Origin of the sequence: Bradyrhizobium sp. BRP56 (assembly GCF_020194035.1) — a bacterium.
Lineage (GTDB): Bacteria > Pseudomonadota > Alphaproteobacteria > Rhizobiales > Xanthobacteraceae > Bradyrhizobium > Bradyrhizobium australafricanum.
In genome coordinates this window covers 14,373-28,241 of record NZ_JADYVV010000061.1, presented here as the reverse complement: position 1 = coordinate 28,241, position 13,869 = coordinate 14,373, and the positions used below count along the sequence as shown (strand labels likewise).

General features: G+C 66.3%; 14 protein-coding genes. 11 read left to right on the top strand and 3 right to left on the bottom strand.

Features of this window, described 5'->3' with window-relative positions:
* Positions 1-2 precede the first annotated feature (2 nt).
* Genes I6F38_RS32770 through I6F38_RS32755 form a run of 4 tightly spaced genes read left to right on the top strand, consistent with a single transcriptional unit; the run spans position 3 to position 3,653 of the window.
* Positions 3-1,076: an oligopeptide/dipeptide ABC transporter ATP-binding protein gene (locus I6F38_RS32770; RefSeq protein WP_028336599.1), complete on the top strand. Its 1,074-nt coding sequence runs from the start codon at positions 3-5 to the stop codon at positions 1,074-1,076.
* Entirely contained in the window at positions 1,073-1,270 is a 198-nt protein-coding gene (locus I6F38_RS32765; protein ID WP_225163327.1) for a hypothetical protein, read from the top strand. Before I6F38_RS32770 ends, I6F38_RS32765 begins: the two co-directional genes overlap by 4 nt.
* A complete protein-coding gene (locus I6F38_RS32760) occupies positions 1,267-2,679 on the top strand; it encodes an amidase (protein ID WP_225163326.1) in 1,413 nt (470 codons plus the stop codon). Before I6F38_RS32765 ends, I6F38_RS32760 begins: the two co-directional genes overlap by 4 nt.
* Entirely contained in the window at positions 2,676-3,653 is a 978-nt protein-coding gene (locus I6F38_RS32755) for an ABC transporter ATP-binding protein (RefSeq protein ID WP_225163325.1), read from the top strand. The genes I6F38_RS32760 and I6F38_RS32755 overlap by 4 nt, the downstream gene beginning before the upstream one ends.
* Here I6F38_RS32755 and I6F38_RS32750 read toward each other — a convergent pair.
* Entirely contained in the window at positions 3,650-4,603 is a 954-nt protein-coding gene (locus I6F38_RS32750; RefSeq protein ID WP_225163324.1) for a LysR substrate-binding domain-containing protein, read from the bottom strand. The genes I6F38_RS32755 and I6F38_RS32750 overlap by 4 nt on opposite strands.
* A gap of 65 nt (positions 4,604-4,668) precedes the next feature.
* Here I6F38_RS32750 and I6F38_RS32745 point away from each other — a divergent pair, with 65 nt between their 5' ends.
* The 3 genes from I6F38_RS32745 to I6F38_RS32735 all read left to right on the top strand — a co-directional run bounded on the left by I6F38_RS32745 (position 4,669) and on the right by I6F38_RS32735 (position 8,672).
* Positions 4,669-5,445 carry an acyl-CoA thioesterase domain-containing protein gene (locus I6F38_RS32745; protein ID WP_225163323.1) on the top strand — a complete coding sequence of 259 codons (777 nt, stop codon included), beginning with the start codon at positions 4,669-4,671 and terminating at the stop codon, positions 5,443-5,445.
* Positions 5,446-5,613: 168 nt separating this feature from the next.
* Positions 5,614-7,365, top strand: a complete 1,752-nt coding sequence (locus I6F38_RS32740; protein WP_225163322.1) for a type I secretion system permease/ATPase — start codon at positions 5,614-5,616, stop codon at positions 7,363-7,365.
* Entirely contained in the window at positions 7,362-8,672 is a 1,311-nt protein-coding gene (locus I6F38_RS32735) for an HlyD family type I secretion periplasmic adaptor subunit (protein ID WP_225163321.1), read from the top strand. Before I6F38_RS32740 ends, I6F38_RS32735 begins: the two co-directional genes overlap by 4 nt.
* Before the next feature lie 108 nt (positions 8,673-8,780).
* Here the strand turns inward: I6F38_RS32735 and I6F38_RS32730 are convergent, their stop codons facing one another.
* Positions 8,781-9,263 (bottom strand): CinA family protein, encoded by a 483-nt coding sequence (locus I6F38_RS32730; RefSeq protein ID WP_225163320.1) that lies wholly within the window; start codon positions 9,261-9,263, stop codon positions 8,781-8,783.
* Between the two features lie 173 nt (positions 9,264-9,436).
* Between I6F38_RS32730 and I6F38_RS32725 the strand changes: the two genes are divergently transcribed.
* From I6F38_RS32725 to I6F38_RS32710, 4 genes are read left to right on the top strand one after another with little or no spacing between them, the layout of a single operon-like run.
* Positions 9,437-10,513, top strand: coding sequence for an amidohydrolase family protein (locus I6F38_RS32725; protein ID WP_225163319.1), 1,077 nt, complete (start codon positions 9,437-9,439; stop codon positions 10,511-10,513).
* Entirely contained in the window at positions 10,510-11,619 is a 1,110-nt protein-coding gene (locus I6F38_RS32720) for an amidohydrolase family protein (protein WP_225163318.1), read from the top strand. The genes I6F38_RS32725 and I6F38_RS32720 overlap by 4 nt, the downstream gene beginning before the upstream one ends.
* Positions 11,620-11,672: 53 nt before the next feature.
* Complete coding sequence (locus I6F38_RS32715) at positions 11,673-12,086, top strand: Rieske (2Fe-2S) protein (RefSeq protein ID WP_016846808.1); 414 nt, start codon at positions 11,673-11,675, stop codon at positions 12,084-12,086.
* 51 nt (positions 12,087-12,137) lie between these two features.
* Complete coding sequence (locus I6F38_RS32710) at positions 12,138-12,713, top strand: class I SAM-dependent methyltransferase (RefSeq protein ID WP_225163317.1); 576 nt, start codon at positions 12,138-12,140, stop codon at positions 12,711-12,713.
* 39 nt (positions 12,714-12,752) lie between these two features.
* Here the strand turns inward: I6F38_RS32710 and tcuB are convergent, their stop codons facing one another.
* Entirely contained in the window at positions 12,753-13,856 is a 1,104-nt protein-coding gene (gene tcuB, locus I6F38_RS32705; RefSeq protein ID WP_225163316.1) for a tricarballylate utilization 4Fe-4S protein TcuB, read from the bottom strand.
* Positions 13,857-13,869: the final 13 nt, after the last annotated feature.

The following is a 13,869-nucleotide window of genomic DNA, read 5'->3' as shown; positions in this document are numbered from 1 at the left end:
GCATGAGCGACGCCAATCTCTCCGTCGATATGCTGGAGCCGGTCGCCGACATCGGCGGCGCCGCGCAGCCGCTGCTGCAGGTCAAGGGACTGACCAAGCACTTCCCGGTGCGCGGCGGCCTGTTCAGTCCGCGCAAGACCGTGCGCGCCGTCGACGACGTCACCTTCGCGGTCATGAAGGGCGAGACCGTCGGCATTGTCGGCGAATCCGGCTGCGGCAAATCGACCACCGCGCGGCTGTTGATGCACCTGATGGCACGCGATGCCGGCGATATCATCTATGACGGAAGGCAGGTCGGCCCGTCGCTCTCGCTGCGCGATTTGCGGCGCGGCGTGCAGATGGTGTTCCAGGACAGCTACGCCTCGCTCAATCCGCGCCTCACCATCGAGGAATCGATCGCCTTCGGGCCAAAGGTCCACGGCATGGCCGACGACACGGCGCGGACGCTGGCGCGCGAATTGCTCGGTAAGGTCGGCTTGCGGCCGGAGATTTTCGCCAACCGCTATCCGCACGAAGTGTCCGGCGGCCAGCGGCAGCGCGTCAATATCGCGCGTGCGCTCGCGCTGTCGCCGCGGCTCGTGATCCTCGATGAAGCGGTGTCCGCGCTCGACAAATCGGTCGAGGCCCAGGTGCTCAATCTGCTCGCCGACCTGAAGCGGGAATTCGGCCTGACCTACCTGTTCATCAGCCACGATCTCAACGTCGTCCGCTACATTTCCGACCGCGTGCTGGTGATGTATCTCGGCGAGGTCGTCGAACTCGGCCCGGTCGATGCGGTGTGGGACGCGCCGGCGCATCCCTATACCCGCGCGCTGCTGGCGGCGATGCCGTCATCCGATCCCGACAAGCGCACCGAGGTGCCGCCGATCTCGGGCGATCCGCCCAATCCGATCGATCCGCCGCCGGGCTGCCGGTTTCACACCCGTTGCCCGTTTGCGGAGCCGCTCTGCGCAAACGACACGCCAAAACTCAGCGATCTCGATACAATGGGCCATCAAGCGGCGTGCTACATGGCCATTCCTGGCTCGGGGCACAGCCGCGCGCCGGCAAAAGCAAAAGGAGAAAACGCGGCATGACCAGACCCACGCCCAAGGATGTCAAGGTGATCGCGCACGTCGCCGGCGTGCCCGCCGACGACGAAGTCGCCACCCGCATCGCCAATTCGATCGGGCCGGCATTCGACGGCTTCGCACCGATCTCCGGCACGCTGCCCTTCGATCTTGAACCCGCGAGCTTCCTGCTGGCGCAGATCGCAAAGGTGTCGAAATGAGCAGCGAACCGGCCCTGATGACACTGACCGCGGTCGCCAAGGCGATTGCCGACAAGAAAGTTTCCTCGCATGAGGTGACGCGCGCCGTGCTGCATCGCGTTGCGGAATGGCAGCCACGCCTCAACGCCTATATGGCGGTCGAATCCGAGCAGGCGCTGGCCGCCGCCACCGAGGCCGATGCCGCGCTCGCCAAGGGCGATAGTCGCGGTGCGCTGCACGGCGTGCCGCTGGCGCACAAGGACATGTATTATGACGCCGGCAAGGTCGTGACCTGCGGCTCGCTGATTCGCCGCGACTTCGTGCCGAAGACGACCGCGACCGCCCTGCAGCGGCTGAAGGATGCCGGACAGGTCCGCCTCGGCTCGTTGCAAATGGTCGAGTTCGCCTATGGGCCGACCGGCCACAACGTGCATTACGGCGCGGTGCGCAATCCCTGGAATACCGAGCACATCACCGGCGGCTCGTCGTCGGGCTCGGGCTCGGCGGTCGCCGCGCGGCTCACCTTCGCCGCGCTCGGCTCCGACACCGGCGGCTCGGTGCGCATGCCGGCGCATTTCTGTGGCGTCACCGGCCTGAAGACGACGGTCGGCCGCGTCAGCCGCGCCGGTGCGATGCCGCTGTCGCAGTCGCTCGATACGGTCGGCCCACTGGCGCAGACCGCGGAGGACTGCGCGCTGCTGCTCGGCCTGATGGCCGGGGCGGACCCGGAGGACCTGACAGCGTCGACGCAGCCGGTGCCCGACTACTTGGCCGCGACCAAGCAGTCGCTGAAGGGTCTGAAGATCGGCGTCCCGACGGCGTTCTATGTCGACGACCTCGACCCTGAGGTGGCGCGTATCCTCGACGAGACTATCGCCACCTTGAAGAAAGAGGGCGCCGAGATCGTCAAGGTCGAGCTGCCCGATCAGCGCCAGCTCTCCTCGGCATCGCAGCTGGTGCTCGCGGTCGAGGCTGCCGCCTTCCACAAGCGCTGGATGATCGAGCGGCCGCAGGATTACGGCGCGCAGGTCCTGATGCGGCTGCAGAACGGCCTGACCATTCCGGCGGTCACCTATCTCGAGGCGATGCGCTGGCGTGGCCCCGCGCTCGCCGCGCACAACGCGGCGGTCAACGGGGTCGATGCGGTGATCGCGCCGTCGTCGCCGGTGCCGGCGCCCACGATTGCCGAGAGTGATGTCGGCAATGGTCCGGGCGCCGACGCGGTGCTGCAGCGGCTGACGCGCTTCACCCGCCCGGTCAACTATCTCGGTCTGCCGTCGCTCTCGATTCCCTCCGGCTTCACGAAGACGGGTCTGCCGGTCGGCATGCAGCTGATCGGCCGCTCCTTCGAGGAAGCGGTTCTGCTTCGGATCGGCGCCGCGTTCCAGCGCGCCACCGATTTCCACGCCAGGGTGCCCAAGCTCGCATGACCAACCTCGTCGAGATCAACAACCTCAACATCCGCTTCACCGGCGATCGCACGGTCCATGCCGTGAACGATCTCAGCCTACAGCTCGGCGAGGGCGAGGTGTTGGGGCTGCTCGGCGAGTCCGGCTCGGGCAAGAGCGTGACGCTGCGCGCGTTAATGCGGCTGTTGCCGAAGAAGCGCACGCAGATCTCCGGCAGCGTCAAGGTGCTGGGCCAGGAGGTGCTGGCGATGGACGATGAGGCGCTGTCCGCGTTCCGCGGCCAGACCGTCTCGATGATCTTCCAGGAGCCGGCGCTGGCGCTCGATCCGGTCTACACCATCGGCCGCCAGATCGCGGAGACGGTGATGCGCCACGAGGGCAAGAGCGAGCGCGAGGCTACGGCCCGCGCGCTCGAAATGCTCGAGGTGGTGCGGATCCCCTCCGCGAAGCGGCGGCTGGACTCCTATCCGCACGAAATGTCGGGCGGGATGCGCCAGCGTGCGATGATCGCGCTGGCGCTGGCTTGCAAGCCGAAGATCCTGCTCGCCGACGAGCCGACCACGGCGCTCGATGCCACCGTCCAGATTCAGATCCTGCTGCTGCTGCGCGAGCTGCAGCGCGAGTTCGGCATGTCGGTCATCTTCGTCACCCACGACATTGGTGTCGCGATCGAGATCTGCGATCGGGTCGCGGTGATGTATGCCGGCCAGATCGTGGAGCAGGGCGCCTTGCGCGACATCGTGCGCTCGCCGGTGCATCCCTATGCAAAGGGTTTGCTGGCCTCGACCATTCACGGCGCGATGCGCGGCCAGCGGTTGGAGACGATCCCGGGCACGCCGCCCTCGCTCGATCACGCGCCGTCCAGTTGCTCCTTCGCACCGCGCTGCAAGTTCGCCGAGCCGCGCTGCAGCGAGCGCCTGCCGCCGGTCGTGCAGGTCGCTCCCGGCCGTTTGGCACGGTGCATCCTGGCCGAGCCGGCGCCCGCCACGGTTTAGCTTGCGCGCGCGACCGCGTCCGTGATCCAGCGCCGCACCGCGGCGATGCGGCGGTCCCGCGCCTGCTCGGTGCGGGAGACCAGGTAGATCGTCTCGCTGTATGCGGCCTCGAACGCAAACGGTGGCACCAGCCGCTTGCCGAAGCCCGGCCGCGCCTTGATCAGCGGCGCGATCGCAATCGCGACGCCGAGCCCGTGTTCGGCGGCCTCCAGCATCGCCGGCACGCTGTCGAGCCACAGATGTCCGCGCGGAGCGAGATTCGGCAGCCCGGCCTCCCTCAGCCAGGCCGGCCACGCCCGCGGCTGCGTCGTGACATGGATCAGTACCTCGCGCGACAGGTCCGCTGGGGTCCGAAGACCAGCCTTGACCAGTGCCGGCGTGCAGACCGGCATTCCTTTGACCTGTACCAGCGGCTCGACCTTCAGCCCGGTGGCATGTTCCCGCCCGTAGCGGATCGCGACATCGACGCGCGATCCGTTGAAGTCGGCATATTGGTGGGTGGCCTCGATCCGCAGCGTCAGTTGCGGATGGCGCCGCTTGAACTCCGGCAGCGCCGGCAGCAGCACGGCACTGGTGAAGAACGGCAATGAGCTGATCCAGAGCTCGCCGCTGGCCTCGCCGCGTTGCCGCAGCATGTCCCGGCTCGCCTCCTGCAGTGTCGCCAGCGCGGCCGACACTTTTGCAAGGTAGCGCTCGCCGTCGTCGGTCAACCGCACCTGGCGCGCGCCGCGGACGAACAGCTTGGTGCCGAACTGCTCTTCCAGTCCGCGGATCTGGTGGCTGATTGCCGACGGGCTCAGCGACAGGTCTCGCGCGGCACGCCGGAAGCTGAGTTGAGTGGCGGCGCGCTCGAAGGCGAGCAGCGCCGGCAGCGGCGGGATCACCCGCGGATCGGGGGCATCCAATGGGTGAATCTTGCTCACCTGAAGTGATGAATTGCCTTTTGTCATGGCCGCTATTCTTGGATCAGATTGGCCAAACGCTCAATCCTGCTCATCTCAGGGGATCATTCGCCTTGGCCATCTTCGAACCGCTCGCCACGTCCCATCACTGGAAGCCGGCGGCGCTGGCGGCCGGGCCGTTCACAGGCCTTCAGGGCGGGGCGGTCGCAAGCCTGCTGACTGGCGAGGTCGAGGCCATGGCCGGCGCGCGCAATTGGGGCACCGCGATCTCGGCGGCGGCCTGGTTCCTGCGGCCGACGCCAATGGCGGAACTGCGCACGCACGTCACCGTGGTGACCGAAGGCGGCCGGGTCAGTGTCGTCGACAACACGCTCTGGCCGGCCGGTGAGGAGCAACCCTGCGCGACGGTACGCGTGACGCTGTCGCGCGAGCGTGCCGTCGAGGTCCCGGGATTTTACGGGAGCGCAGCCGATCCGGTGGATCCCACGGTGTTTCCGTTGCGCAGCCCACACGCGGTCCATGGCCGCAGCTGGTTCATGGATGCGATGGAAGCCCGTGCCGGCGGCGATACCGCCTGGTTTCGCTTGCATCACGCCGTCATGGCGGGCGCCGGTCCGCTGGCGCGGGTGCTCGGCCCGGCTGACTGGACCCACGGCATCGCGCGGCCCGTCCAGAACGTGGTGGCCGACCCCAATCCGAACCTCGCGGTGCAGCTGTTCAGGCCACCGCGAGGCGCCTGGATCGGCGTTCGCGCCGATGCGCGCTGGCGCCCGGAGGCCGGGCTCGGCGTCGGCAGCGGGGTGCTGCTCGATGTGGATGGCGAGATCGGCCGGGTCTCGATGTCGGTCATTCTCGTGCCGCTTCCGGGAAGCGCGCCCGCGCGAGGCTAGGGTTCCGCCGCCGGTTAACCCTAATTTATTCCGTCAACTGTCGGTGCAATCACAAAATGAGGCCGCGAACCATGCTTTGGTTCACGCGACTTAAAATGGACGGTGGTCGCAAACGTCTATACAACGTGGCGATCACGTAACCCTTTTGTTTTGCAGAGATCAGTTTTTATGGCAGCCGCGCCCGCTGTCCGGCGTTCCGAACTGGCTGAGGCGCTGCGCGCTTGCCGCAGCGCCTTTATCGGCGTCGGCCTCATCAGTTGCATGATCAACCTGCTCTACCTGACAGGTTCGATGTTCATGCTGCAAGTCTACGACCGGGTGCTGCCGAGCCGCAGCGTTCCGACCCTGGTCGGCCTCGTGGTCATCGCCGCGGTCCTCTACATGGCTCAGGGCGTGCTCGACCTGCTGCGCGGACGGATCCTCGGCCGCGTCGGCACATCGCTCGACGAAGCGCTCAATGCGCGGGTGTTCGACACCGTCGTGCGGCTGCCGCTGATGGCCGGCAATCGCAGCGAAGGCCTGCAGCCGCTGCGCGACCTCGACAATGTGCGCTCTTTCCTCGGCAGCATGGGTCCCGGCGCGTTCTTCGATCTGCCCTGGCTGCCGTTCTACATGGTGATCTGCTTTGCCTTCCATTGGCTGCTTGGCGTTACGGCGCTGATCGGCGCGATCATCCTGGTAACGCTGACGCTGATCACCGAATACTTGTCGCGCACGCCGGCCAAGGAAGCGATGACGCTGGCGGCGCGGCGCAACGATCTTGCCGCCTCCAGCCGCCGCAATGCCGAAGTGCTGGTGGCGATGGGCATGGCCGGCCGCATGAACAGGCGCTGGAACGAGGCCAACGAGGAATATCTGTCCGGCAACCAGCGTGCGAGCGACGTCACCGGCGGGCTCGGCGCGGTCGCCAAGGTGCTGCGCATGATGCTGCAGTCCGCCGTGCTCGCGGTCGGCGCCTATCTCGTGATCCATCAGGAGGCCACCGGCGGCATCATCATCGCCGGCTCGATCCTGAGCGCGCGGGCACTGGCGCCGGTCGATCTCGCGATCGCGCATTGGAAGGGCTTCGTCGCCGCGCGGCAGAGCTGGCAGCGGCTCAACCGCCTGCTGCAGCAAATTCCGGCGCGGCCCGAGCAGACGCTGTTGGAGGCGCCGGAGAAGAAGCTTTCGGTCGAGGCCGTGACCATGGTCGCGCCGGGCGACCAGCGCGCCATCGTGCAGGACATCACCTTCGCCGTCGAAGCCGGCAGCGGCGTCGGCGTGATCGGCCCGAGCGGCTCCGGCAAGTCGTCGCTGATCCGGGCGCTGGTCGGCGTCTGGATGCCGGCGCGGGGCAAGGTACGGCTCGACGGCGCCGCGCTCGACCAATGGTCGTCCGACCAATTGGGGCGCCACGTCGGCTATTTGCCGCAGGACGTCGAACTGTTTGCCGGTACGGTCGCCCAGAACATCTGCCGGTTCGATCCCGACGCCAAGTCCGACGGCATCATCGCGGCCGCCAAGGAGGCCGGCGTGCATGAGATGATCATCAAGATGCGCGAGGGCTACGACACCCAGGTCGGCGAGCAGGGCACCGCGCTCTCTGCGGGCCAGGCGCAGCGCGTGGCGCTGGCGCGGGCGCTGTACGGCAACCCGTTCCTGATCGTGCTGGATGAGCCGAACTCCAATCTCGACAGCGAAGGCGACGAGGCGCTGACCCGCGCGGTGCGCGGCGCCCGCGAGCGCGGCGCGGTCGTCATTGTGGTTGCGCACCGGCCGATCGGCATCGAGGGCGTCGACCATCTGCTGGTGCTGAAGGACGGCCGCATGCAGACCTTCGGGCCGAAGGAGGCCGTGCTCGCACAGGTGCTGCAGCGTGCCGCGCCGCCGGTGCCGACGCCGATCAAGATCGTCGCGGATGCGGGAGCCGCCAAGTCATGACCGATCAACCGCGCAATGCCCATCGCTCGATCCGCAAGCATCTGATCGTCGGCCTTGCCGTGGTTCTGATTCTCGGCGGGGGTGTCGGCGGCTGGGCCGCAACGGTACCGATCTCGGGCGCGTTGATCGCGCCGGGCTCGGTGGTGGTCGAATCCAACGTCAAGAAGGTGCAGCATCCGACCGGCGGCGTGGTCGGCGAGGTGCGGGTGCGCGACGGCGACGTGGTCAAGGCGGGCGACATCGTCGTGCGCCTCGACGAGACCGTCGTGAAGGCCAGCCTTGCGATCGTGGTCAAGACGCTGAACGGTCTTTATGCGCGCGCGGCCCGGCTCGAGGCCGAGCAGCAGGGCCGCGACAAGATCACCTTCCCGCCGCAGCTGCTCGAGCAGGCCAAGGATCCGGACGTTCGCGACATCATGGCGAGCGAAACCAAGCTGTTCGAGGTTCGCGTCAACGGCCGCACCGGCCAGAAGGCGCAGTTGCGCGAGCGCGTCACCCAGCTCAACGAGGAGATCTCCGGCCTGCAGGCGCAGGAGAGCGCCAAGGACAAGGAGATCGCGCTGGTGCAGCAGGAGCTGGTCGGCGTCCGCCAGCTCTATGAGCAGCATCTGGTGCAGCTGACCCGCCTGACCACGCTCGAGCGCGACGCGGCGCGGCTCTCCGGCGAGCGCGCGCAGTACATCGCCTCGCGCGCGCAGGCCAAGGGCAAGATCACCGAGACCGAGTTGCAGATCATCCAGGTCGACAAGGACATGCTGGCAGAGGTCTCGAAGGACCTGCGCGAGACCAACGACAAGATCGGCGAGTTCGTCGAGCGTAAGGTGACCGCCGAGGATCAGCTCCGCCGCATCGATATCCGCGCGCCGCAGGACGGCGTGGTGTTGCAGTCGACCGTGCACACCGTCGGCGGCGTCATCACCGCGGGCGACGCCATCATGATGATCGTGCCGAAGGCGGACGATCTGTCGGTCGAAGCCAAGGTCAATCCGCAGGACATCGACAAGCTGCAGGTCGGACAGAAGACCGTGCTGCGGCTCTCCGCCTTCAACCAGCGCACCACGCCGGAGCTGAACGGCGTCGTCACCCGCGTCTCCGCCGACGTCACCACCGACCAGCGCACCGGGCAGAGCTATTACACCATCCGCGTCTCGATGCCGCCGGAAGAAGTCGCGCGCCTCGGCAGCGAGGTGAAGATCATCCCGGGCATGCCGGTGGAAGCCTTCGTCCAGACCGGCGACCGCACCATGCTGTCCTACCTGATGAAGCCGATGAGCGACCAGTTCATGCGCTCGTTCCGCGAGAAGTGAGCCGCGCGCTGCTCTTGTAGCCCGGATGAAGCGCAGCGAAATCCGGGAACAGTCGCGCAGCGGATGAAGTCGTCCCGGATTGCGCTTCGCTTCATCCGGGCTACGAAGTCACCGTTCGAGATTCTTCAACAACAGCTCCAGCGCCGCCTTCGCAAATGCCTGCATGTTCGCCTGCCGGTCGCTGCTCGCGGTCTCCAGCGTGATCACCTGCTGGCGGGGGCCTGCGACCGCCATGCAGCTGTGGCCGGCGGCATCGCCGTAGCGGTTGCCGGTCGGGCCGGCGGCACCGGTCTCCGACAATCCCCAATCGGTCGCGAGGCGCTCGCGGATCTGCCGCGCCAGCAATTCCGCGTAGGGTTCCGATGCCGAGCGGATGCCGCGCATGGCGTCGTCGGGAATGTCCATCAGCGCACGCCGCGCGTCGCGGGTGTAGATCACGCCGCCGCCGAGGAAATAGGCCGACGCGCCGGGAACCGCGAGCAGCGATGCGGAGATCAGTCCGCCGGTCGAGGATTCCGCGACCGCAATCGTCTGCTTGTTCGCGATCAGCTTTGCGGCGACCTGTTCGGCGATGGATGTGAGCGCGTTCATCGGCCTTCTTTCTCGTTGCTTGCCATGAAAATCCCGTGGGGCGTCCTGCCTTCCTAGCACAGCACGCAGGCCCTTGCCGAGTTGCAGGTCGCGGCATGGCCTGATTGAATGCAAGACAAGAACCAAGCGCCGCCCGACAAGCTTGTCGTGAGAGCGTGCGCGGAGGAAACATCATGACGTCGCCGATCGCGGGCGGCGTGGATTGCGATCTGCATCCCGCCGTACCTCACCTCACCAGCCTGCTGCCGTACATGAACGACTACTGGCGCGACCAGGTGACGACGCGCGGCATGACCGACCTGATCTCGCAATCCTATCCGACCAATTCGCCGATCTCGTCGCGGCCGGACTGGCGTCCAGCGCAAGGCAAGCCGGGCTCGAGCCTTGCGGACATGCAGCATCAGGCGCTCGACAGGTTCGGCACGGCCTACGGCATCTGCAATCCGCTCTATGGCGTGCAGATGGTGTTCTCCGAGGACATGGCCGATGCGTTCTGCCGCGCGCTGAACGACTGGCTGGTCAAGGAATGGCTCGACAAGGACGATCGCCTGCGCGGCTCGATCGTGATCCCGGTGCAGAGCATCGAAAAGGCGGTCGCCGAGATCGAGCGCTGTGCGCAGGACAAGCGCTTCGTGCAGGTGCTGATGCTGGTGATGGGCGACATGCCGCTTGGCAAGCGGCACTACTGGCCGATCTACGCCGCGGCGGAACGGCTCGGCCTGCCGGTCGGCATCCATGCCGGCAGCGCCTATCACAATCCGCCGACCTCGGTCGGCTGGGGCTCCTATCACATCGAGGATTATGTTGCGCAGGCGCAGGCGTTCCAGACCCAGCTCACCAGCCTGATCGTCGAGGGCGTGTTCGCGCGCCATCCGAACCTGAAAATGGTGATGCTGGAGTCCGGCTTCACCTGGCTGTCGCCATTCCTGTGGCGGCTGCACAAGTTCTGGCGCGGCGTCCGCATGGAGACCCCGTGGGTCGACCGTGCGCCGCTGGAGATTGTGCGCAGCAACATCCGCTTCTCGCTGCAGCCGGTCGATGCGCCGCCGGACGGAGACACGCTGAACCGCCTGTTCGACCATATGCAGTCGGACGAATTGATCCTATTCTCGTCAGATTATCCGCATTGGCAGTTCGACGGTGACGAGGTGCTGCCGCACGGGCTGTCGCAGGATCTGGTACGCAAGATCATGATCGATAATCCGCATGCGACCTATGGCCGGCTCAAGGTGAAGGAGATGACGCCATGAACATCCAGCTCCGCGAGCGTCCCGAAACCGCATCGCCGACCAGCATCAAGACCGCGATCGCCGACTGCGACATCCATCCGGCCCGCGCCACCAAGGATGAATTGTATCCTTATCTCGAAAAGCGCTGGCATGCGCATCTCGAGACCTTCGGCGTCCATGCCTATCAGGGCATGATGGGAGGCCCGCCCTATCCGAAGGCGCAGCCGAATGCGTCGCGCCGCGATGCCTATCCGCCGGAAGGCGGCCCGCAGGGCTCGTCGCTGTCCTTCATGCAGAAGCAGCACCTCGATCCCAACAATGTCGCGCTCGGCGTGCTCAACCCGCTCAACACCGGACAGGGCATCCGCAACCAGGATCTCGCCGGCGCGATCTGTTCGGCAATCAACGACTGGCAGATCGAGAAATGGACCAGCAAGGATTCGCGCCTGAAAGGCTCGGTCGTCGTCGCCAATGAGGATGGCATGTCGGCCGCCGCCGAAATCCGCAAGCGCGCGGGCGACACAAATTTCGTCCAGGTGCTGCTGCTCAGCCGCAATGTCGAGCCGCTCGGCCAGCGCCGTTACTGGCCGATCTATGAGGCGGCACAGGAAGCCGGCCTTCCGATCGGTGTGCACGCCTTCGGCTTCGGCGGCAACCCGATTACCGCGTCGGGGTGGCCGAGCTACTATATCGAGGAGATGGTCGGGCATTCGCAGTGCCAGCAGACCGCGCTGGCGAGCCTCGTGCTCGAGGGCGTGTTCGAGCGCTTCCCGAAACTGAAGATGGTGATGGTCGAGGCCGGCTTCGGTTGGGCGCCGTCGCTGGCCTGGCGGCTCGACAAGGTGCTTTCGCGGCTGCATGCCGAGGTGCCGCATCTGAAGCGCAAGCCGTCGGAATATATCCGCGACCACATCTGGTGGACGACGCAGCCGATGGAGGATCCGGAGAGCCGCGACCATCTGTTCCAGACCATCGAGTGGATCGGCTGGGACAGGCTGCTGTTCGCGACCGATTACCCGCATTGGGATTACGACGAGCCGTCGCGCGTGCTGCCGGCCGGCGTCAGCGATGCCAATCGCCAGGCGTTCTATCTCGACAACGCCAAGCAGCTGTACGGTATCGCATGATCCGAAAAAGTGGGAACCGGTTTTTCGAATCAGATCATGCGTGAGAACGATTGATGGCGCGGCATGTGATCGCCCCGGTGGACGAACTGCCTCCGGGCTCGCGAAAATTCCTCGAGATCGACGGACGGCCCATCGCCGTCTTCAACGTCAAGGGCGAGTTCTTCGGCCTGCTGAACCGTTGCCCGCATCAGGGCGCGGCGCTGTGCGAGGGGCCGCTGATCGGGCTCGCGTCGTCGTCGGACCCCGGCGAGATCGAATACACCAAGCTCGGCGAGATCCTGCGCTGCCCCTGGCACGGCTGGGAGTTCGACATCCGCACCGGCCAGTCCTATTGCGATCCGCGCCGCTTCCGCGTGCGTGCCTATCCGGTCAGCGTCGAGCCGGGTACCAATGTGGTGAAGGGGCCGTATGTCGCCGAGACCATCAAGGTTGCGGTGGAGAGCGACTACGTGGTGGTGGATCTGTAGCCGCGACCGTCCCGAAATCCTGTTCACCGGAGATGGCAATCGGTGAGCGTCATGCAAAGCATCCTCTTGCGAGCGTTTGGCCGTCCCCGGGGCCTGCTGGGGAGGCTCGGCGGCATGATCATGGCGCGCACCAATGCCGATTGCGGCGCGTGGGTCGCAGATCGCCTTGAGGTCGGACCTGACGACAGCGTGCTCGAAGTCGGGTTTGGTCCGGGCGTCGTCCTTCAACGCCTGTCGACATTGGTGCCGGCGGGACGCGTCGCGGGCATCGATCCGTCGCAGGAGATGGTCGGGCAAGCTCGCGCCCGGAACGCGGCCGCGATCGAGGATGGTCGTGTCGAGCTTTGGCTTGGCTCGGTGGAGCGCATGCCATTCGATGCGGACAGCTTCGATGCGGCGCTGGCGATCAACTCGATGCAAGTCTGGCCGGACGCCGTCGCCGGGCTACGGGAGGTCCGGCGCGTGATGAAGCCGGGCGGCAGGATCGCACTCGGCTTTACGCGTTACTCCGGACAGCCCAAGGAAGGGGTGGCGGAACAGCTGGCAGCAGCCGGCTTCACGCAGGCTCGGCTGGTCGAGACAAATGAGTGGTTCTGTGCCCTGGCGACAAAGCCCGATGCAGGATGAGTGCGTAAGCCGCGCTACGCTGCGTTAACCCACCACCATTCATTCCGCCATCATCTGCCGTTCGCGCGCGTAGCGCACCAGCGCGACAAAGCGGTAGATGCCGTGCACGAATTTGCCGTAGGGCATGGTGATGAACAGCGCGAACACCACGCCGAGATGCAGCGCCAGCAGCGGGCCCATCGCGGCGGTCTCGCGCCACAGCAGCAAGGCGAGGCCGGTGATGCTGGTCAGGAACAGCATCAGGATGAACGCGGTGTCCATGCCCATGCGCTGTTCGTCGACCAGCACGCGGTCGCGCTTCCATTTCTCCGACAGGAGTCCGAGCGGACCGACCACGAGCCCGATGCCGCCGAGCGTGCCGAGCACGACGGGCAAATCCCACCACGCATAAGGTGCCTCGCGCGCCAAGAGGTAGTGATACAGCGTGCCGACGCAGGTCGCGGCGAAGCACAGGATGAAGCCGTAGAAGGTGAAGTGGTGATACAGCTTGCGGCGGTCGGTCGGCTGGTCGTCCTCGTTGAAGCAGCCGACACCGCCGCCGTCGAGATAGCGCAGCTCGCCGGCGTCGCGGACCGCCTGCAACAGTGCCTTCGCATCCGTCGTCATGCCGACCGGCTCGCCGATGTCGCGCCAGAACGCGCGCACGCCCATCACCAGCGCCAGGATCGCGTAGAGCAGGGCGGCGCCGAACAGCAGCGCCATCGCATTGTGCGGCATCAGTTTGTAGAACGCGCCGGGACCGGTGTGGATGCCTGTGAGCACGCCGCGATCATTGACCGCGGCGAAGCCGAAGATGAAGGCGGCGACGCTGAGCGCTGCGATCAGGCTGATGACGAGGCCGTTGCGCGCGAATGCGCCGGCAAAGGCGCGCGGCCAGGCATAGGCGGCATAGGATTCGGCGCGCGCGACCGCCAGCGTCTTCGGCACATTGACGTTGAATTCGTGCGGCGGCGAGAACTGGCAGTCGGTGTAGCAGGCGCCGCAGCTATGGCAGAGGTTGGCGAGGTAGTTGAGATCGCCGTCGGAGAAGGCGCGACGCATCTCCATCGCGGGAAACACCGCGCACAGGCCCTCGCAATAGCGGCAGGAATTGCACACCGTCATCAGACGGTCGGCTTCCTGCAAGATCCTCGTCCCGTGCATCGCGTCAGTCCCG